Raw genomic sequence first — 21259 nt, 5'->3', positions numbered from 1 at the left:
ACACAACAACGCGAGACGTAGGCCGGACAGAATCTGCCTCAGGATTGTTGGTCGAGTCCTATAGAGAGCCTTTTCAGGAGCGCATCCGCCTGCCCGAGGGTGATGCGGTGGGCGCGGAGTGCGAGCTTGACCGTCCTTCGGCCGAGCGTTGTGTAGAGATCGAGTAGCTCGGGCATGTTCTGCTTGAGCCAGCGGACATGGGATTCGACTGTTGCAGCATCGCCTCGTGCAAACGGACCTGTAAGCGCCGCCTCTGGGCCAAGTTTGGCCGTGTTTTGGACCGCTGCTTGAGCAAGCCGCCCGAGCATGGCCAGGCTCGCCTCGCTCGTCACGCCGGCCCTTCTATGCACGCTCCGGGCCTCGTCCATCAGCAGCACCGCGAAGTTGGAGGCAATGGAGCAGGCGATGTGATGCGCAACCTTTGCCTCACTTGAGAGCATGATGACCTCGCCGCCCAGCTGCTCGCACAGGTTCTCTGCCATTCTGGCTCCTGCTTTTGTGCCGGCCTCGACGCAGAAAGTGCAGCCGCGGAGCCTATCGGCGTCGTTGGCATCGCCAGAGAAGCTCATCACTGGATGGATGCAGCCGTAATCGATGTTCTGTTGCGCAACTCGCGACAGGATGCTTGCTGGCCTTGCTCCACTCGTGTGGAAGACAGCTTTCAACGTCCGTGTCTCTGCCACGTTGCTGAGCTGCTCTGCGACCGAGTCAATCGCATCGTCCGTAGTCGTTATGAACAGGACCTCCCCGGCCCCCGCGGCCTGCTTCAGCGTTTCGGCCGCCGAAAAGCCGAGCTCGCGCCAAGCGCGCAGCTTCTCGGCGCTTATGTCGAAGCTGGGCGAGATGGTAAGACCTGCTCGATCGAATCCACTGGCGAGCGCTGAGGCTACCCTTCCAAGCCCGACGAAGCCGATGCCCTTCGCCTCTTTCATGCCTCTGTCCTATCCGGCCTTATCTATTTCTGCGAATCGCTTCCATTTCAGCCCGAGCAGGCAACGGTAGGCTGCAAGGCCCGGCGCAAACCTACAACCCACTGCTGATAGCCCGGAGGCATCATGCCTCGGCCGGCCCAAAGTACATCTTCGTCAATTTGATGCCAAGCTCCCTGGTATCGGTGCTGTCCGTTACCTTGCTAGGCACAAACGTCTCGCTTGTCTCGATCGTAACGTCCAGCCAATTGCTGTCGCCGAACTCCTCGTCGGGCACGATGATTTTGCGCTGGAAGCTGCTGGTGTCGCGGTCGGGGGTGAAGCTGGCCTTGACCTTATCCCCAACAAAGACCGTTATCGTCGGGAGCGTATTGAGGCGCTCAAGGTTGACCTGCCCCGAAAGGAACAGAATGCCACGTCGGTTCTGCCGCTCGAGCTTGGCTTTCGCCACCTTGCCGGTCCAGCGCCATTGCAGCTTGTCTTGCTGCTCAACGGGATAGAATCCTGAGACCAACACGATGTTGGCCCGGGACGGTGATTCCAGCAGCGAGGGTCGTGGCCGAATCTGAAGTCGCCCGGCCGGGGCCATCCACGGAGCCTCAGGGCTTCCTTTTGGCTCTGAGATGACGAACCGGACGTTCGGGGCCTTCTCGTCCCGCAAAACGATCAGAACCTGCGCCGGCGTCTCTGCCCCTATTGGAGGCACGTAAAACGTCTTGTTGTACTGCACCAGCTGGCTTGGCCGCCATTTGAGCATGGGTGGCTCTGGCAGATGACTCGTTTCCCAAAGGAGGTTGCCGCCCACGTCCACGAAGCGCACCTGCACCCACAGCTCCCCCTTCGGCTGGACAAAAGCCCGGCCTGTTTCCCAGGCAAAGCTCATCGTGAGAAGCGAATCTGTCATCACTGCTGCCCTGTCGGACGTAACCGAGAGCTTGACATCAAGCGGGACAACCGTCGGCCGAGGCTTGCCTTCCTCTTTCCGGCACGAGCACAACGCGGCAGCCAAAAGGCCAACGAGGAGAATGTTTCTGAGTTTTGTTAATCTAGCGTTAGTCATTGTTAGTCATTGAGCGATTCGCAAGCGAGTCCTCTGAGTGCTGACATATCGGCACTGTTGCATTACCGAGATACTATTCAATGGCTCAGCTATTGCAAGATCAAGTGATGGTCTTTGGGCGCAGGTCCTTTGAGGAGTTCTGACCTTAGGTTTCGAGACGAATGATCCCACGAGAGATTCTTGAGAAGGTTCGGCTGATAGAGATACGTGCGCGGCGCCTCGTGGATGACGTGTTCTCCGGCCAGTATGAGAGCGTTTTCAAGGGGCGTGGGATGGAGTTCGAGGAGGTGCGAGAGTACGTGCCGGGCGACGACATCCGCACCATCGACTGGAATGTTACCGCCAGGATGGGGGAGCTTTTCGTGAAGAAACATCGCGAGGAGCGCGAGCTCACTGTCGTGCTGGTGGTTGATGTGAGCGACTCGCTGGGTTTTGGCTCAGGGGAGAAGCTGAAGTCGGAGGTCGCGGCCGAGCTCTGCGCGATACTGGCTCTTTCTGCCATCAACAACAACGATCGCGTTGGACTTCTGACTTTCTCGGACAGGGCTTTGAACTACATCCCGCCCAAGAAGGGGGCGCGGCACGGGATGCGAGTGATTCGGGAGATACTGTATCCCAAGACCCAAGAGGAGCGCCCGGACGAGAACGCTGCCCCCACTGCACGGCGCCGCTCCCTGGGCTCGTTTCGCCAGCTGCCGAAACATATCAAGGGCCTTGTTAAGGCGGGCTTTACCTCTCAACAGTTCGAGATAAAAACCAAGATCGGAGAGTCTCTGAGGTATATGAACAGGATTCTCAAACGCCGGAGCATCGTGTTTCTGGTCTCAGATTTTGTCTCGTCGGACGATTTTGTCTGGGACCTGATGTTGACCTCGAGGCGGCACGATCTCACGGCCTGCGTTATTTCGGATGCGAGGGAGAGGGAGCTGGTTCCTGCGGGCCTTATGGCGCTAGAAGACGCCGAGACGGGCCAGAAAACTGTCATTGACACAAACGACGTACGGCTCAGGCAGGAGTTTGCTGAGCAGCGCACGAAGGAGGCCGAGAATCTAGGACGAAACCTCCTTTCCAGCAAAGTCGAGTTCGTAACCATCCCCACCACCGGCGACTATCTCGCGCCGCTTGCCTCGCTTTTTCAGAGGCGCAGAAGGCGTCTGGCCGTCGGCCGATAGCTGCCGCGCCAGCCAACCCGCCGACCCGCACGGATGCACGCATTTCCTTGAGCGGCTCCCCAATAATCAGATTGAAGAGGGGAATGTCGTGGCCTCCTCGGGGATGGGGCGCATGAGATTGTGCCCGACAGGGCACACCATGGGTAGCCGCAGGCGCAGCCTGACGGTAAGAGGAGAGCTCCCTATGATAACCCTCCCGTTGCGTTGCACGCACGGCTACCCACGGTATCCCCTGTCGGGGATTGCAGCGTGGGTCCCTCATTTCCACCCGGCAGGTGAAGCAGGCAGCAGTTCGGACTGCAACATGAACTCCTCTATCTATGTGTCGAGCAGCTGCAACAGACAACTTCGCGGACCGTCAATTTGATTTTGGGGTTGAGCGGCTGGTCTTGCAAAGGCTCAGACCGGCTGATAGCCTAAGTTGCATGGTAGAAGAGCCGACAACTTGGCAATTGAAGGTAGGAAGAGTCCTATCTCGGTGGTTCATCTTTTTACCCCTCATCATACTCCTTTCGCTCGCTATTTACGGCAAATGCCTCGATGATTTCCCCGTGCCAGTCGCATTCGTCCACTTCTTCCCGTTCTCACTCGGGGCGCTCTTCGATCAGGTGTGGAACGGCCAGTGGAACTTCTGCCGCCCCACTGCGATGCTCATCTGGCGACTTGGTTATGCCCTCTTTGAGAACAACTACATCGGCTACAACTTCATCCTCTTCTTCCTGCACCTGACGAACGTCTATCTCGTCCTCGTCTTCGCGAGGCGCATGTTGAAAAACGACCTCGCGGCCGCACTGTCGGGCCTGCTCTTCGCCGCGCATCCCATCCATAGCGAGGTGGTCTGCCTGTTGGCTTCAATGTATGATGCATCGTGCTTGACCTTCTTTCTCGCCACGATGATCGCCTTCGACCGATATATTGAATCCTCTCTGGAGCAAGGCCGTCGCTCAGCACGCCTCCTATGTCTTCTCACATGCGTGTTTGAGGTCCTGTGCCTCGGCGCCAAGGAGATCGGCATTGTGCTACCTCTGGTCATGCTCGCTTACGACATGTTTCTGCACGTCAAAAGGCCAAAACTGGCTGCATCCCTTGCCGCTGCGATCAAGCGCTCGCTGCCGTTCCTCGCTATACTCGCCGGCTACCTCGTCTTCCGGCTCACGCGCTACGAGCAGAATGTGGGCTACGCGGGTGAGTTTCTTCGCGATCCCGTGGGGACGCTGCAAAACCTTATCGAATACCTGCGGCTGACACTTTTCCCCAATGAGATGTGGGTAGTGTTGCTGATATTCCTGCCCTTCGCCAAGAGACGGTATCTTTTCTCGCTTCTGTTTATGCTGCTGACCATTGTCCCGGTCCTCCGGATCCCGCCGGCGGAGCGATTCTGTTACATTCCAAGCGTCGGCTATTGTATGGCGGTTGCGTGGTGCTTCGTCATTGGCTGGAGTCGGGTTTGGGAGAAGTTTGGCGTGTCGATGCGGTGGCTTGCCGCGCTCGGGCCGGTGGCCGCGATCGGCGTCTTTGTGCTTCAGATTCCTTTTGCCTACCTCAACACGTGCACCTGGAGCGACAACTATATACCCGTCCGCAAGACGTTGCAGTCGATCAGGGAGGTTGTTGGAATCCCCGAGCCTGGCACAGTCCTTTACTTCGCCAACATAGACCCCCTATTCGACCTGTCGCTGCTAAATGGCTACGACTGCACAACCAAGGACAGATTCCGCTGCGAAAGGCTCATCAATTACCTTTTCGAGGACCATCGGGGGCCGGAGTTCGTCTTTTCGCTCGAAGGTCGGGAAGTGGCGCCCAATCCGGAGGTTGCGGCGAGATGCAGGCAGCTCGAGTCGCAGCTGGGCAGGCAGAAGTACAGGCCGCCAAGCCTTGTGTGGGGTCAGGGAGGGCGTTTCCTCTCGGAGTGGACCATCATGTCCGGCGATTCGGGGCTTGCAGAAACTGTCAATGCGGCAAGGCGAGGCACTGATGCTACGGTCTCATTTGACCTTTCCAGAGGGCCGATCAAGCTTCTAAGCCCGGTCCTTAACTTCTCTACACTGGACGTGACCTCGGTAACGCTAGTCGGCAACATCGAGCAGCCGTCGGGCGAGACGACCTGCCAGCTCGAGTGGGTTGTCCTTCCGAAGCGGGAGGTCATTAGCAATTCACCGACCGTCATCCCAGTGTATAACGAGACGAAGCCGTCCGCGGAGCTATCGGCGTCCTGGTGGCAGCGCGCAAGACCCAAGTACAAGAAACGAGCGGAGCGAGTAAACATAGACCTAGGCTCCAGGACGGATTGGCTGTTTGAGCGGCGGCTGATAGAGAGGATTGCGGTCAAGCTAACAGGGAGTGGGCATGTAACGGTCGAGACTATTCAGCTCGACCCGCCGGCCCCGTCCCGCACGCTCGACCTAGTGTACGGCATCCAGTTCCGCGAGCATCGCTAGCCTGCCCGCTCGAATAATCAGGCCCTTCTACTCCTCTTTTTTGCCGCCGCCACGTTCTAGCCGCCGACCCAGCTCTTCGAGAACGCTATTATCAGCAGCCGCAGGCGCCCCGGTCATCAGGCACGACGCTGCGGTGGGGTAGTGTTTCAATAGTTCTGCAAAAGGAGGAGATTCATGGCGTCTCCGTTTGAGTAATCATCTCAAACAGAGGAGAGGAGAAGGACTTTTCCTGTCAGTTCTTTCGCCGGTCGTGTAAGAGGTTTTGGAGGCGGAGATGGATGGGGCGGCTTGCATAGGCAAGGGCTGGTTGATAGCATCACTCGCATGGAAACTGGACTAATGTCGTGGGAGTCGCGGGCGGCCAGATTTCTGTCCCGGTGGTATGTGTTCGCGCCCCTGATCATCCTGTTATCCCTGCTGATCTACGGGACTTGTCTCGATGATTTTCCCATTCCCGAGACATTCGCCCACATGTCGCCGTTCAGTTTTGCAGCGCTAGTTGATCAGGTCTGGAACGGCCTTTGGAACTTCTGCCGGCCCACGGCGATGATCATCTTCCGCATCGGCACTGCGCTTTTTGAGTCCAACTACATAGGCTACCGGCTCATCATTCTCTCTCTGCATCTGCTCAACGTGTTCATGGTGTTTGCGCTGGCGAGGGTTCTTTTCAGAAACGAGATGGCCGCCGTTGTGTCGGGACTCATTTTCGCAACTCACCCTATCCACAGCGAATGCATCTGTCTGATTGTCTCGCTGTTTGATGTATCGTGCTTGACCTTCTTCCTCGCATCCCTGCTGGCTTTCGACCGCTATCTCGTCGCTCGGGAAAGCGGCTCGAGGGCTCAAACACGAGCTTGGCTACTTGTTACTTGTCTGCTCTTGATGCTCTGTCTGGGCTCAAAGGAAGTGGGGGCCACGCTTCCCTTCGTCATGATTGCCTACGATGCTTGCACGCGGACTCGGAGGGGTCGTCTGAAGGAGTCCGTCATCGCCGTAGGCAGGCGAGCGGTCCCGTTTCTCCTCATACTCGCTGCCTACGTTATCTTCAGGATTGCGAGGTACGAGCAAAACGTGAGCTATATGAGGTTCTTCTTCGATGACCCGCTTGGGACTCTCAGCAACCTGATTGACTACTTCCGACTGGCTTTCTTTCCGAATGGGATGTGGGTGGTCCTGTTCCTTATGCTTCCGTTTGCGAAAAGGCAGTACGTTTTTGCGCTAGTGTTTCTTCTGTTGCCGCTCCTTCCGCCCCTTCTGATAGCACCTCAAGAGCGTTTTGTGTACATATCCAGCGCTGGCTACTCCATGGCGGTCGCCTGGTGCTTTGTGATAGGGTGGCGAAGAATTGTAAACCTCCTCGGCGTGCTCAAGAGGTACAGTCGCATCGCCTCAATCGGTTCAGCTGTCGCGATCTTCATCGCTGTTTTCCAGATACCTTTTGCCTACATGAATACGTTGACTTGGAGTGAATTCGTGCCGATCCGCAAAACGCTGAGCTCAATCTGGCGAGTTGTCGGGAGACCTGAGCCGGGAACAGTGCTTTACTTCGCGAACATTGAGCCGCAGCAAAACCTTACGCAACTGAGCGAGTATGACCCCAGGATTACGGGCACCTTCAGGTGCGAGAAGTTGATCAACTATCCTTTCGAGAACCACGACGGACAGGAGTTCTTCTTTGAGATCAGAGGCCAGGAGGCGTTTCCGAGCGAGGACCTTCGTAGTCAGTGTATGCAGCTTGAGGCAATCCAGGGCCGAATGGGTTATGGCCAGCCGGATTTCATCTGGGGCCCCGGCGGACGACCACTCTCCGAATGGACAGTTCTGGGCGCAGACCCCAGTTTCAGGCCAGCTGTTGATGAGCAGGAGATCGGCGGCGCAGTTGAGAGAATCGAGACCCGTGTTTGCGGGGATGAGCCGGTTGTGCTGTTGAGCCCGATTCTCGGCATCTCAACTGTGGACGTCACGTCGGTTGCCGTTGGTCTGGACCTTGACGTCCTGTCCGAAGGGACGACCTGTCAGTTGGAGTGGACCTTTTTGCCAGATGGGGAAAGACGAAGCAATCCGGTCTCGGTCATCGGGGGTTATCACGATGCTGGAGAACCAACAGGTCCGCTAAGCGCAGGCCGGTGGCGGCAGGCCGCTCCCGGGGCCAGTGTGGGGATGGACTTGACGACCATGGACCTGGGGTCCCGCCCAGATTGGGTCTTCGAGCGGCGAAAGGTGGAGCGAATCGCCATCAAACTGACCGGCAATAGCAGACTGTCCGTCTTCTCTATCAAACTCGAGCGGCCGTCAAAGACTAGAGCCTCCGGCTTAGCGGCCATAGTCCAGTTCCACGAGAAGTGACAGCATCTGCCGATCGGACTTGTAAGCGACGCGACCCCAGGGACGCGTGGGCTACCTCGCTAGGGCACGATTGTCGCCCAATGCAGCTGGCGACCTCAAAGATTCGACTTGAGCCGCAGACCCAACTCGTCGAGCGCCGCCTCATCGACCGGGGCGGGGGCGTTGGTCATGAGGCACGACGCTGCGGTCGTCTTGGGGAAGGCTATTACCTCGGAGATCGAGTTGACCCCACAAAGCTGCATAACCATCCTGTCGAAGCCGAACGCAATGCCACAGTGGGGCGGCGTCCCGAACCTAAGCGCGTCGAGAAAAAAGCCGAAGCGGCGCCTCGCCTCCTCCTCGCCGATGCCTACGGTTTTTAGCACCCGCTGTTGAAGCTCGGGATCGAATATCCTGACGCTACCGCTGGCGATCTCCTGATCGTTGACGACCAGATCGTAAAGCCTGCCCCTGACCCTCAGTGGGTCGGTCTCAAGCAGCGGTTCGTCCTCGGGCAGGATGCTGGTGAATGGGTGGTGTTTCGGGACTGTTTCCCCGGTCTCCTCATCCATCTCGAACAGCGGAAACTCTGTAACCCACAGCGGGACGTATCTACCCTCTGGGATGAGCTTCGCCTCCCGCGCAAGATGCTGCCGCAGCCGACCCATCGCAGTCTGAAGCTTCAGCCTGGGTCCCGAACCCAAAAGCAGCATGTCTCCCTGCTTGGCGCCTATGCTCTGGATAAGGCTTTCGGCGAATGACCCCCCGGTCTCCTTCTTCATAGAGCTCTTGACCCCGTCCGGGCTCAACTTGACCCACACAAGTCCAAAGACACCGAGCGGACGCACAATTGCCGATAGAGAATCGATGACCTTCCGGGAATAGCCAGACCCACCCGGGACGCACAAGCCCACGACGCGCTCTCCCGCTCCCACAGCTTCGGCAAATGGGACGAAACTGCTGTCCCGGAATCGCTCTGTAACATCACTCAACTTCAGTTCATACCGAACGTCAGGGCAGTCAGACCCATACAGACTCATCGCCTCATCGAATGTCATGGTCAGAAACGGACGGGTCATCTCGACGCCAAGGACTTTCTTGTAAACGGCGCAAACTACCCGTTCCGCTACGTCGAAAACGTCGGACTCGTCGCCAAACGACATCTCGATGTCTATCTGAGTGAACTCAGGCTGCCGATTAGCCCTTAAATCTTCGTCCCGAAAGCAGCGTGCGATCTGAAAATAGCGGTCGATGCCACCCACCATCAGGAGCTGCTTTAGCAGCTGAGGCGACTGTGGAAGCGCGTAGAAACTGCCCTGCCTGACACGGCTCGGGACCAGGTAATCGCGCGCCCCCTCGGGGGTGCTTCTTATCAAAAAGGGCGTCTCGACCTCAAGGAAGCCCGCCTCGGACAGCACGCGCCTCGTCTCCTGCATCGCGACGTGGCGGGTCGTCAGCCGCTTGGCCATCACGGGACGCCTTAGGTCGAGGTAGCGATACCTCAGCCGAAGCTCGTCCTTCGCTTTGACATCGTCCTGTATCACGAAAGGCGGAACATCGGCTCTTGAGAAAAGGGCTAGCGACTCGAGCCGAACCTCGATCGCTCCCGCGCCCGCCTCATCCCTTTTGGTCTCCTGGGGCCTGAGCTCAACCTTGCCAGCGGCCGAGACCACGAACTCCGAGCGCAGCTGTTTGCATCTCTCCGCCAGCTCGGGCCTTTGTTGCACGTCAACCGCGAGCTGAACGATGCCGCTTCTGTCCCGCAAATCGACGAACACAAGCCCACCGAGGTCCCGAACCTTATGCACCCACCCGTTGACAACAACCTGTTTGCCGACGTCGCTCTGCGAGAGGTCTCCGCAGTAGTGCGTCCGTTTCAGCTCGGGCCTCAGCCCCTCGACCGTCAGTTCGTTCTCGCTACTACTTGTCACTTTTCTGCCTTCTGTTGTTTCTTTTCCACTGCCAATAGCCGTTGTTTGGCCTTTGCGGGAGCCACATAGTAGAAATCAAACAGTGTCTTGAGTACCTCAAGCGTCCACTCGGCCTCGTCTGGCTCTGTCCTGAGGATCTGTCCCGTTACATCCTTTTTGGCATGAGCCGCGAAATTCCCGACCTTTCTCGTGGGCTGGAGCTGTTCAAGCACCCATTCCGGCGCCCTCTTGTTGTTGATAACAAATCCTATCTGATCAAAGAGCGTGCTATCCACTTCTCTCTGTCCACCCGACTTGTCTTTGACCATTTTCTTCTCAGGAGCACCTCCCGCCTTCACAAGGATGAACTGCATACAACGCCTCGCGAGAGCGGCCGCTGCGGTTGGGCTGATATCTATGACCTTGCACGCCTCGTTGTAGTCCGCTGCGACCTCGGCGGGCACCTCTTCGGGGCACGCCTCCCGAAACCGCCCCTTTGGATACAAGAGCAGCCTCCCATTTACCGCTTCTATTATTTCTGGCGGCCGCGTCTCCTCTGTGATCTTCGTTCTCGTCTCCCCACTCAGATCTCGATGGAGCGACTGGCTAGTACCTCTCACTTGAATACTAAGTTGTAGGATCGGCTCACTGCAAGCAGGACAACACTGAGCCTCAACAACCCAGGGGGCACCCGCAACAACGAGGACTTGCTGACTTTTACATGCCCCCCGCTGTCCCCAGTAGATCTCGATTCCGCAATGTGGGCATTTCATCGGTGATTACCTCCACTTTCGTCTGCTTCAAATCCCAGCTTCGCCGTCTCTCGGACTGGCCTGTCAGCCTTCGGGCCTTCTTGAACACCACGTTGACGTGCCTCGAAGGCGGGTAGTCTATGTCCTTTCGGTTACATACAAGGAGCAGACGCAACTTCAATGACGTGTCCAATTATTTCTGACGCCGAGGGACAATCGCTGCACCTGTAGTCGAGGCGGCCCAGCGCAAGCAGGGCGCGATCAATTAGGTCCTGGAGATCGCCATCAATCTCAAGAGGTGGCTTCGGAGGCAGCGGGTAGGGCACGAAGGCATGGCACTCTTCACCCCCAGTTCTTGAAATAGTGATATAATTCCCACTCGCTCTCTTCATTGTTGCCACTTTCGCTTATTAAAAATTTTGTAATTGCGCTGATCGTTATTATGATTCTGCCGCTAAATTATAATAAGACGCCCGGGGTGAGTCAATCACCCGAAAGCGGTGCCTCAACGTGGCTGGTATGCAGCATACTCGTCCGGTGAGAGCCAACGGCCGTCTCGGCCAGGCCCAAAACGCGTCCACTCATTCTGAGCGAACGAAGTAGCTTATCAGCTTCAGCAAAGCCTGGGCGGCATCGGCAACGTCGTCGGCTGTCATACCCGAGTAAAGTGGGAGAAAGATGAGCTGAGAGAGCAATCCCGCCGCCACTGGTGAGATATTGGTTGGCCGCTTCCTGGTCTGGCCGCGCGACCTTGCGATCGCCATCTGGACCGCACAATCTCCCGGTCGGGAGGCCTCGACCTTCTCCGCTATCATCAGCTGCTCGACCCGCCACGCATCAAGGGTTAGTTTGTGAAAATCAACGAACACGGGATAGCGGCTGCCTGATCGCTGTGTTCCCTCGAGCGGATGAGCGGTCCGGACATAGGGGGAATCCGATAGCAGCTCGTCATACACGGCCTGCAAGTTGCGACAGGTTGCCGCTGTGTCGTACAGCCGCTCGAGGTTCGATGCCCCCAGCATTGCAGAGAGCGGGGCTAGCCCCAGCTGCCTCTGCACAAACGGTTGGGGACCCTCAGCTAGACGACATGCGAGAAAGTCCCAAACCCGCTCTTTCAGTGACGGATCGTCCAGCAACATGGCACCGCCGCCAAGCGTGGTTACGGTCTGATCGACCCCAAAGTCAAGCACCGCAACCGACCCATAAGACGCGATGTCTCTGTCAAGAACGGTCGCGCCCAAAAGATTGTGTGCGTCAACAATCAGCGCGCACCGCGCCTCGTCCGCCATCGACTGGAGCGTCTCCAGCGGTTCAGGCACGTCGAGTATGGAACCAGCCACGATGGCCGAAACACCCTTCTCTACGTGCTGTTCAAGCTTGGCCAGGTCAAAGCACAGCGTCCGCTCATCGATCTCGCAGATTATCGGGCTCAACCCCAGCTGCGAGGCGGCGGCATAGACCCTCGCATCCGCAAAGGGATGGACGATAATGCGCTTGAATGAACTGCGGTCCAGAAGCGAGAAAGCCCCTAGAAGAGCGAGGTAGTGCGAGTGCAGCAATAGCGCCGCCGAGACCTCGAACGTCTCGCGCAGCGAGCTCTCGAAACCACCGATCGGGTCTCCAAGTTGGCCGTCGGCCACGCTCTTCAGCCGGTCCGAAAGCCTTTCCCTGTCCGAGCTGCTGATCGCCGGCAGCCGGTTCTTGAGCATGGTGGTCCTCGAAGTCTCGCCACCCTCAGCGACGGGGATGTTCATCAAGTGCTTCAAGTGTATGACGTTGAAGTATCTGCTGCTGTAAGGCTCGGACAGACGGTCTTCCCGCATCGCCGTTACGATCTCACTCACCCCTTCAGCTGGCGACAAGCTGGCCCTGTAATCGAGCCTTTCCTTGATCCTGTCGAACCTAACTCGATATGACCTCCTATCGGCGTCGTCCGGCGCAACCTTAATCCTAGTCCCGGGAACCTCCGCGGCCACTATCTCCGCCAGGTCCCGAATCATGAAATTATGCTCGTTTGAGCCAACGTTGAAGACCTCGGAATCCACCAAATTCCGCTCGGCGGAAAGAACAGTCGCAATCGCAATCGCCGCATCCCTCACGTGCAGAAACGGCCGCCACTGTGCGCCGCCGCCCATCACGATTATCTCGTGCTTCTCAACTGCGCTCAGCGTCATCAGGTTGATCGCGAGGTCAAAACGCATCCTCGGTGAATACCCATAGAGCGTCGCCTGCCGAAGCACCGTGACGGCGAAGTGCTCGTCCGACATCCCCAAAAGCGCCCGCTCCGATTTGATCTTGAGCCTGGCGTAAAGCGAGACCGGCGAAAGCGGCGACACCTCGCTCACTAACTTGTCACCACACGCCCCATAAACGCTCGCAGATGACGCGAAAACAAACCGCTCGACCCCCCGCGACTGTGCCATCTGAGCGAGCTTCACTGTCCCTACGTGATTGATCTGCTCGGCCATAGTCGGCGAGAGGTCGCAAGATGGGTCGTTCGCCAAACTCGCCAAATGCACTACCGCCCAAACATCGTCCAGAAGCCAAGGGAACTTCTCTATCGACCGCACGTCCCCCTTGACTAGCTCGAAACTGTCCCGCTGCAAAACGCTCAGCAGGCCGCTCTCGCCAAAATAGAGCCGGTCAAAGACCCGGATCTGGGCGCCTCGCTCAATGAGTAGCGGACAGAGCAGGCAGCCGAGGTAGCCCGCTCCGCCCGTAACGAGTATTTTTTTGCCCTGCAATCTCGTATCTCCCGATCAACCAAAAAGGCAGATTCGCAATAGACCGTTTCAGAGAATACCAGCATGTGGCTGTAACTCAAAGGTGTTCACAAAATCCAATCATGGCCGCCGCGACAACGCCCAACGATAGAGAGCGAGCAGCCTAGACGAAGCCCCTCCGTTGACCCGTGAGGAACGCATGTTACCGCCGTCGTTAATGGGTCGAAGCTATGCCGCGTTGCGCTTGAAAACTGAGCCTGATTGACGTGTAATCAGAATGTGTTTTCATACCATATCGACATCGACGCACATAGTCCGCCAGTTGTAACATACCGGCCTGCGCCCAACTCGTGCCGCTCGCCTCAGCGCCGGCGGGGTCCCATGTCAAACGGGAGCCATGGGAGGCTAAGAATCTCGCTCCATCAAGCATTGACAACGGCTGGGCGGATGAACAGTTGAGCAACGGATTGACACTGGGAGCTACGAGTGGTCAAGAATAGGGCGGTGCTTTGGCTCTTTTTGGCCTCGCTGATCGTGCGGCTCTTGCTCGTTTTTATTCACACCGACGTGAAGCTCGTTCACGAGATGAACGGCTACGACTATGCGGCCCGGTCAATGCTTGCTGGCAAGGGGTTTCTCTGCGTTCAGCAGCGCGGCTACCGGGCGTTTATCCCACCGGGATACTCCTTCTTCCTCGCCGGCGTATATTGGCTCTTCGGCCACAGTTTTTTCGCGGTTAGGTTGATTCAGGCTGTGCTTGGGGCGCTCAGCGTCGTCCTTGCATACCTGCTCGGCGTGCACATGTTCGGCCAAAGGGTGGCCAAACTCGGCGCATGGATACTCGCCTTCTACCCCCAGTCTGTCCAGTTCGCCGACCTAATGCAAACTGAGACCGTCTTCCTATTCTTCTTTCTGCTGGCGATGCTCCTCTTTGTGCGGACGCTCAAGGGCGCCTCGTGGCCGAGCCTCGTCGCCGCAGGCCTACTCTTTGGCATTGCCGCTCTTGTGCGCAGCATCAGTTTATTCTACCTGCCGCTAGTTATCGGCTTCTTTCTCATCTTCAAACGAGACAGGGAGATGATCAAAAAAAGCATCCTCGTAACGCTGCTGATGCTGGCCACGGTCGTTCCGTGGACTATCCGCAACTACGTCGTTCTCGACGCCTTCGTCCCAATTAACACCAAGGTCGGCTGGGATTTCTTTCAGCACAACCACTCAGGTATCTACTACATCATTCGCAACTTGTCGGATGAGCCGGGCGAGGATGAGGCGGACAGGCTGGCGACGGACCGAAATGGTCACATAGACGAGCTCAAGCTGGGCAAGGTCTGCCAGAAGCTCGCGCTCAAATGGATATTTCATAACCCGCACCTGTTCGTCTTCAAGGGCGTCAGGATGCAGTGGAACCTATACTCGCTGGAGCGGACGTTCTTCGTGAACCTTCGTCAGGGCTACTATGGCATTGTGCCCAAATGGCTGCTTCCCCTCGCCGGACCATACATGGGCCTGCCGTTTCTGCTCCTGCTGCCCCTTGCCGTGATCGGCTTCGTGTATATGAAAAAAGAGAACCTCTACCTCAAACTCATACTTGTCCTTTTCGGCTACTTTAGCGCCATCGCATTCGTGGCTTTCCTATTCTATCGCCAGCGGTATCCGCTCCTGCCTTTTCTTTGCTGCTTCGCAGCGTATGCAATCCTGAGGCGAAAGGAGATACTCTCGGACGTCAGGAGGGCGGGTTCAGACCGGCTGGCCAAGAGGCGAGCGATTGTGGCCGCATCATTGATACTGTTTTTCGCTATTGGCTGGCTCATAGACATCGGGATGAGCGTCGCCACGCTCAAGGACACCTTCTGAGCGCAGGTCAGGCCGAGAGATCACAGGACGGACACACAAGGCTCAATCCCTCGTCTCATGTGCTTGTTGTTCTGCGGACAGCGATTGGCGGGCCTGGGCATTGCTTGGGTCTATCCTGAGCGCATCGCGCAGCATCTGTTTTGCCTCGTCAGTCTCGCCCAGAGCGGCCAGAATCTGACCATAAAGAGCGAGCGCCTTCGAGTGGAACTCGGCATCGGCAAGGAAATCGAACGATTGCTCGACGCCGTGTTCGTCCACGGCAAGCGAATAGACCTGAACGCGGGAGTCCTTCACCCTCCTGAACCGGAGCTCTATAATTCCGCCGTCCGATCGGGTGCGAATGGTTACACCGTCCGAGGGTACCAACAGCTTGACTGTGGGCGGAGATGCCTCAATCCGAGCTCTGCCCGGCGTCTTGCTCTTCCAGACGGGCCACAGGTCGCGGTCCCTTGCGACAATATAAAAGGACTTCTCTCCGGGGGATAGTGTGGTCAGGATAGTCTCCGCCGTTATCGAGGCCGTGAGTTGTTTGTCGAGAAACAGTAGCTTGCTCGAGGCTACTTTCTCCGCCGCCAGCAGTGCCTCTTGCATCTTTCCCTGGGCCGCATTGGCGGCCGCGATGTAGTAGAGCGCCTGCTCTCGCGACCATCTGCGGCCAAGAGCACACTTGTATTGCTCGATCGCAGAGCCATAGTCCCCATGCGAGGCGAATAGGTTGCCCAGGGCGATGCGACCCCTCATAAAGGCAGGATCGACATCGAGCGCCTTCCTCATGAACATCTCCGCCTCCTCAAGCCTATTTTGCCGCCAGTTTACGAGGCCGAGGTCCAGCAGCGAGTCCCGGAAGTAGGGCCAGACATCGAGCGCCTGTTCGTTGAGTTTCCGGCAGGCATCCAGATCGCCCTTCTGCATCATCACCCTTGCTAACAGCTGGCACGTGTTGGCCGATTCGGGCCACAGTCGCAGCGATGCGCGGAAGCTCTCTTCGGCCCGGGCAAGGTCCCCGGCTTGCTTGTCCGATGAGCCGGCCCGTGCGTCAGCTGAGGCCACGATCCTTTCAGCGTCAACGAAAGATACCGTGCCCAAAAACGCGGCAGCCAGCAGTATGAGACCCAAGCCTGTAGCCTGCCTTCGGCGAGAAGCTGGCCTACACGCGCTGTCCGACCTCGCTCGCGAGGACAGAACGCCCGCCAACACCCAGAAGTAAAACGCCGGGGCCGGACTCTCCAGATTGAAGCTGAAGGCAGTGTGAATGAGCGTTCCGCAGACCGCCACCGCCGCCCCTGCTCTCAACATCCGGTCCTCATCAGCCGCACGATTGACCGATGCAAGCGACACTCGAAGGGCCGCACCGGCCAAGAAGATGATCGCAAAAAGACCCAGGGGGCCCGCCTCTGCCGCTGCAAGTAGGTAGCTGTTGTGAGGGCTTTTAACGAACCTTCTCTCCGTAAACAGCGATCGCTCCTTGTCCGAGCGATAGAGCGGGTAATAGGCGGCAAAGCTGTCGGAGCCAACGCCTAGGAGTGGCTCGGACGCTATCATGTTTAGTGTGCTTTTCCAGGTGAGCTTTCTGAACTTCATACCCGTGTCGCTGGGCCCGAAAGAAGAGCGCAGCCGATCGCCTAAGAAGCCAGCCTTGACGGAGAATAAGAGTGATAAGGCAGCGATCGCGCCCAGCGCCAGGAGTCGCTTTCCGGAGGTCGCTCTCAATGCTCGCCGGGCTCGCCGAAGAGGCAACACGAGAGCTGTCGCTGCCGCCAGAGCGACCCACGCCCCTCGGCAGTTTGAGATGAGAAGATAGCTCAAGATGAGTCCGGAAGCGATGCCGGCAAGGAGGGTCTTGGCTTTGCCAGAAACCGACAGGAATAGCGCAGCTGAGATCGGCAGGATGAGCACGCCCCACTGCCCAGCGTAATTGCCGTGACCCAGCAGCGCAGCGCTAAGAAGCGAGGCTGATTGATCGCGCAGAAAAACCGCTGCAATGGCACCGAGCGACAAGAAAAGCGCCGGGGCAAGCGCCACGGTAAAGAGCTTTCGAGGCTCGTGAGACAGGTTCCCCTGCGCAACGGTCCGGTATATGACCCAAAGTGCGAGTATGTGAGCGGGAGACTGCAATCCTGTCCATGTTCCGAGAGACCTTGCCGAGGCGAGGCCAAGCGCGAGTAGAAGCAGTAGGGCACACAGGTCGAGCGGAGCGGCCATGAGCGGCGCAGAGCGTCTCCGCCTGTCAAATGCAGACAGGACGAGAACAGCGAAAGAGGCCAGTTCCAGAGCCAACCACTTGGGCCGAACAAAGGGCTGTGCGGCTTGAGGTGTCATTAACACCGGCATAACGAGGAGACAGCCCAGGACAGCCAGGTCCTGGGCGAGAGCAGTTATCGGTCTGGCTCGGCTCATGCCAGCGCCCGTAGCAGATGAGCGACCCGCAAGGTGCGGTGCGCGGCCGGGAATGCTAATTCGGCGTTATATCTCGATGGTCTCAATGACCGAGCCAATACCTTTGAGCCGCTCGAGGAACGCCTCGGACGGTGAGACGCGATAGCTCTCGCCGGTCAGGATGACGACTGAATCGATCCCGTTGCTCTCGAGCTGCTCCATCTGAATGGACAAGGCGCACTGGCCGGGGTAGCTCCTGACGACATCCTGCAAAAGCCTCAGCTGCTCTTGATTGACAAGCCGCGATGTGAGCTTGACTCTTATCTCCTGGAGGAACCGCTCTCTAAGCCTATCCAGCGGGAATATCTCGTCGGCGAATATCTCGACAGTGTCGCCCTCATCGTTCTCAGAGCTCCCGACCTTCACTGTCCCGGTTATGGACAGCGGAACCGATTCGCTTAAGCGCCCCGCTATCTGCCTGTAAAGGTTGGGGAAAACCACGACCCGGAACAGACCAGTGAGGTCTTCAACGAGCACGATGGCCATTCTCTCCTTGTTTCTCGTCGTCTTGATAGTCTTCTCGATGACCACGCCCGCAAGTCGAACACGTTCGCCCGGCTTGAGCGACCCGGCGTTTTCGATAACCTCCGTTATCGGCCGCACCGTGAACTTCTTGAGGAGCGAGGCATATCTCTCCAGGGGGTGGCCAGAGAGATACGCCTCCAGCACCTGGTGCTCCTTGGCGAGAAGCTCGTCAATATCCCAATCCGGGACCTCTGGCGGAGCGATCTCCGACGCGTCCTTAGCTCCGACCTGCATCCCACCAAAGAGCGTCTGCTGCCCACTCTCCTGCTCGTCGCGGGACGCCGCGGTAAGGCTCAGCGCGGCGTCAATCATCTTTGTGTGCTGCGCTCTCGATAGCCCGAAACTGTCAAGGGCGCCGGCCTGAATGAGCCTCTCAAGGACGTTCCGCTTAGCAACCCCTTGAGGCGCTCTCTTGCAGAAATCGATCATTGACTTGAACGGGCCGGCCTCATCGCGGGCGGCGATAATCTCCGAGACGACTCCCTGGCCGATCCCCTTGATAGCGGATAGGCCAAAGAGGATCGAGCCCTCGACGACCGAGAAGTCGGCCTTGCTTCTGTTGATGTCCGGCGGAAGAAGCGTTATGCCCAGCCCGCGGCGCTCGGCCAGCTTTGAGCGCAAGGATGCATAGTCGCCGCGGTTGATGCTCAGGATGCCCGCCACGAACTCAGGGAGATAGTGCGCCTTTAGGTAGGCGCACTGATAGGCGAGGTAGGCGTAGGCTGTCGAGTGAGACTTGTTGAAGCCGTATTCGGCAAAGCCAGCCAAAAGGTCGAACAGCTTGTCAGCGCGCCTCTCGTCCGTCCCGCGCTCCACGGCGCCAGAGACGAACTTCTTGCGCATCGACTCCATCTCCTTCATCTTCTTCTTGCCCATTGCCCTGCGGAGTACGTCCGCCTGACCATAGGTGAAACCAGCGATCACGTTGGAGATGAGCATTGCCTGCTCCTGATAGACAACAACGCCGTTCGTCTCGGCCAGGACATCCTTCAGCTGGTCAAACCCCAGGTAGTCGATCTTCTGCCGGCGATGTTTGCGCTCTGCGTAATCCTCAACCATCCCGGACTTCATGGGGCCGGGGCGATGAAGAGCATTGCAGGCGACGAGGTCCTCGAAGCAATCTGGCTTTATTTGTTTCAGAAGGTTTCTCATGCTGGAGCTCTCGAACTGGAACACCCCCATAGTGTCGGCCGACACAAAGAGCCCGAGCGTGTCCTTGTCGTCGAGCGGAATCTGAGTGATGTCGATCTTGATACCACGGCTCTCCTCGACCAGGGCGACACACCTTGTGATCATGGTTAGTGTCTTCAGCCCCAAGAGGTCCATCTTCAGAAGCCCAAGCTCCCCGATCGATTCCATGTGGAACTGCGTCATTATCTCGTCTTTATCCGATGGCTTATAGAGCGGGATGGTCTCCGAGAGCGGCTTGGGCGAGATGACGACGCCGCAGGCGTGTTTGCCAACGTGCCTCGTCAGGCCATCTAGCCTCCGCCCCATATCGACTAGCTGGGCTACCTGCGGGTCCTCCCTCATCGAGGCCTCAAGGCCTGGCACCTGTTCAATGGCGTCCTCCAACTTCATGCCCGGCGGGATAAGTGATTTGACAAGGCTTGCCTTCTGAGAAGGGATCGATAGCACCCGCGCCATGTCCAAGATCACCGAATCGGTCTTGAACTTGTGGAACACGATTATCTGTGCCACGTTTTGCTCGCCATACTTGTCTCGAAGGTACTTGAAAACCTCCTCCCGACGCTCCTGACAGAGATCGATGTCAATGTCCGGCATCCCGATCCGCTCCGGGTTCAGGAAGCGCTCGAACAACAGGCCATACTTGATCGGGTCGATGTCGGTGATGCCAAGACAGTAACAGACCAGGCTGCCAACAGCAGAGCCTCGGCCAGGGCCAACCGAGATGCCTTGCTCGCGAGCGAAACGAATAAAATCCCAGACGATCAGAAAATAGCCAGCAAACTTGGTCTCACGTATCACGCCCATCTCCATCTCAAGGCGCTCGCGATATTCTCTTGCGAGTCGCTCGAGCTCCTCCGCGCTCATCCGCTCCTTCTGCGCAGCCAATCTTCTGTTCAGGCCGTCGCTCACCAGATGCACTAGATAGCTGTCGAGATCATAGCTGTTGGGGACCTTGAACTCCGGCGTGAGATACCGGCCCAATGCCGGCGCCAGGATGTTATCCTCACACATCTCGGCCACCCGCACCGTGTTCTCAAGAGCATCAGCAAACTCCGCGAACTCGCTAAACATCTGCCCCGGCGACTTGAAGTAGAACTCCTCGGTCGGGAACTTGAGCCGGTCCTCGTCCACGACCTTCTTCTTCTGCTGCAATGCAAGCAGAGCATCGTGGGCCCTGGCGTCGTTCTTCTCAACGTAATGGCAGTCGTTCGTCGCAACCAGCGGGATGTTCATCTCCCTTGCCAGCGCGACCTGCCGGCCCATCAGCTCCCTCTGAACGGCGCAGTTATTCATTATCTCGATGAAGAAGTTGCCCGGGCCGAAGAGGTCTTGATAGTAGGCCGCGGCCGCCCGCGCCTTGCTGTGCTCGCTGCGCTTGAGAAACCGACTCACCTCGCCCTTGGCGCAGGCGGCGAGCCCAATTAGCCCCGATGAGTGCTGCTCCAATAGCCTCTTATCGATCCTGGGTTTGTAAAAAAAGCCGTTGATGTATGCCTCGGATGAGAGCTTGGCGAGGTTCAGGTAACCCTCGAAGTCCCTCGCCAAGAGCACAAGGTGCGAGGTCTCGGTCTGCCTGTCCATCTGGCTGTCCCGGTCCGACATCCCACGAGGCGCAACATAGACCTCACAGCCGATTATCGGCTTTATGCCAGCGGCGGTGCATGCCTGATAAAACTCGATCGCCCCGAACAGGTTGCCGTGGTCTGTTATCGCGATTGCGGGCATCTTCCACTCTAGCGCCTTGCTGACGAGCTTGTCGATTGCGCACATCCCGTCGAGGACGCTGTAATCTGTGTGGACGTGAAGGTGAACGAACTGCTTATTCAATACTAGATCCCCCTAACTCAGTCAGAACTTCGGAATAGAAAAAAGACCCACACCTCTGCCAAGAGGCTTTGCAGGCACAAACGGCAACTCCGAACTGCTAAGGGACATAAGACCACT

At 57.7% G+C, this 21259-nt stretch carries 11 protein-coding genes; 4 read left to right on the top strand and 7 right to left on the bottom strand.

The features are described 5' to 3' along the window. Nucleotides 1-38 precede the first annotated feature (38 nt). Both VM163_04115 and VM163_04110 read right to left on the bottom strand, forming a co-directional pair. Nucleotides 39-932, bottom strand: a complete 894-nt coding sequence (locus VM163_04115) for a DUF2520 domain-containing protein (protein ID HUT03057.1) — start codon at nt 930-932, stop codon at nt 39-41. 121 nt (nt 933-1053) lie between these two features. Further along, nucleotides 1054-1989, bottom strand: coding sequence for a hypothetical protein (locus VM163_04110; GenBank protein ID HUT03056.1), 936 nt, complete (start codon nt 1987-1989; stop codon nt 1054-1056). Nucleotides 1990-2150: 161 nt separating this feature from the next. Here VM163_04110 and VM163_04105 point away from each other — a divergent pair, with 161 nt between their 5' ends. The 3 genes from VM163_04105 (at nt 2151) to VM163_04095 (ending at nt 7945) form a co-directional block, all read left to right on the top strand. Then, nucleotides 2151-3161 (top strand): DUF58 domain-containing protein, encoded by a 1011-nt coding sequence (locus tag VM163_04105; GenBank protein ID HUT03055.1) that lies wholly within the window; start codon nt 2151-2153, stop codon nt 3159-3161. Between the two features lie 452 nt (nt 3162-3613). After that, the gene (locus VM163_04100) at nt 3614-5599 is read left to right on the top strand and encodes a hypothetical protein (GenBank protein ID HUT03054.1); all 1986 of its coding nucleotides are present in this window, start codon (nt 3614-3616) and stop codon (nt 5597-5599) included. A 339-nt stretch (nt 5600-5938) separates the two neighbouring features. Further along, on the top strand, nt 5939-7945 hold the full coding sequence (locus tag VM163_04095) for a hypothetical protein (protein HUT03053.1): 2007 nt from the start codon (nt 5939-5941) through the stop codon (nt 7943-7945). A 95-nt stretch (nt 7946-8040) separates the two neighbouring features. On the opposite strand, the gene aspS is transcribed toward VM163_04095, so the two are convergent. The 3 genes from aspS to VM163_04080 all read right to left on the bottom strand — a co-directional run bounded on the left by aspS (nt 8041) and on the right by VM163_04080 (nt 13330). After that, nucleotides 8041-9855, bottom strand: coding sequence for an aspartate--tRNA ligase (gene aspS, locus VM163_04090; GenBank protein HUT03052.1), 1815 nt, complete (start codon nt 9853-9855; stop codon nt 8041-8043). Continuing rightward, nucleotides 9852-10340 carry a DUF4145 domain-containing protein gene (locus VM163_04085; protein ID HUT03051.1) on the bottom strand — a complete coding sequence of 163 codons (489 nt, stop codon included), beginning with the start codon at nt 10338-10340 and terminating at the stop codon, nt 9852-9854. Before VM163_04085 ends, aspS begins: the two co-directional genes overlap by 4 nt. An 827-nt stretch (nt 10341-11167) precedes the next feature. Further along, nucleotides 11168-13330 carry an NAD-dependent epimerase/dehydratase family protein gene (locus VM163_04080; protein HUT03050.1) on the bottom strand — a complete coding sequence of 721 codons (2163 nt, stop codon included), beginning with the start codon at nt 13328-13330 and terminating at the stop codon, nt 11168-11170. A gap of 465 nt (nt 13331-13795) precedes the next feature. Between VM163_04080 and VM163_04075 the strand changes: the two genes are divergently transcribed. Beyond that, nucleotides 13796-15163, top strand: coding sequence for a glycosyltransferase family 39 protein (locus VM163_04075; GenBank protein ID HUT03049.1), 1368 nt, complete (start codon nt 13796-13798; stop codon nt 15161-15163). A 42-nt stretch (nt 15164-15205) separates the two neighbouring features. Here the strand turns inward: VM163_04075 and VM163_04070 are convergent, their stop codons facing one another. Both VM163_04070 and dnaE read right to left on the bottom strand, forming a co-directional pair. After that, on the bottom strand, nt 15206-17560 hold the full coding sequence (locus VM163_04070; GenBank protein ID HUT03048.1) for an O-antigen ligase family protein: 2355 nt from the start codon (nt 17558-17560) through the stop codon (nt 15206-15208). Between the two features lie 66 nt (nt 17561-17626). Next, complete coding sequence (gene dnaE / locus VM163_04065; protein ID HUT03047.1) at nt 17627-21142, bottom strand: DNA polymerase III subunit alpha; 3516 nt, start codon at nt 21140-21142, stop codon at nt 17627-17629. Nucleotides 21143-21259: the final 117 nt, after the last annotated feature.

The sequence above is a fragment of the bacterium genome, assembly GCA_035527515.1.
Lineage (GTDB): Bacteria > B130-G9 > B130-G9 > B130-G9 > B130-G9 > B130-G9.
Note: the sequence above shows the minus strand (reverse complement) of the source record. Positions and strands in the feature narration are given on the sequence as shown.

Coding starts and splice junctions, on each gene's coding strand:
- VM163_04115 (HUT03057.1), bottom strand. CDS start 932: ATGAAAGAGGCGAAGGGCATCGGCTTCGTCGGGCTTGGAAGGGTAGCC.
- VM163_04110 (HUT03056.1), bottom strand. CDS start 1,989: ATGACTAACGCTAGATTAACAAAACTCAGAAACATTCTCCTCGTTGGC.
- VM163_04105 (HUT03055.1), top strand. CDS start 2,151: ATGATCCCACGAGAGATTCTTGAGAAGGTTCGGCTGATAGAGATACGT.
- VM163_04095 (HUT03053.1), top strand. CDS start 5,939: ATGTCGTGGGAGTCGCGGGCGGCCAGATTTCTGTCCCGGTGGTATGTG.
- VM163_04070 (HUT03048.1), bottom strand. CDS start 17,560: ATGAGCCGAGCCAGACCGATAACTGCTCTCGCCCAGGACCTGGCTGTC.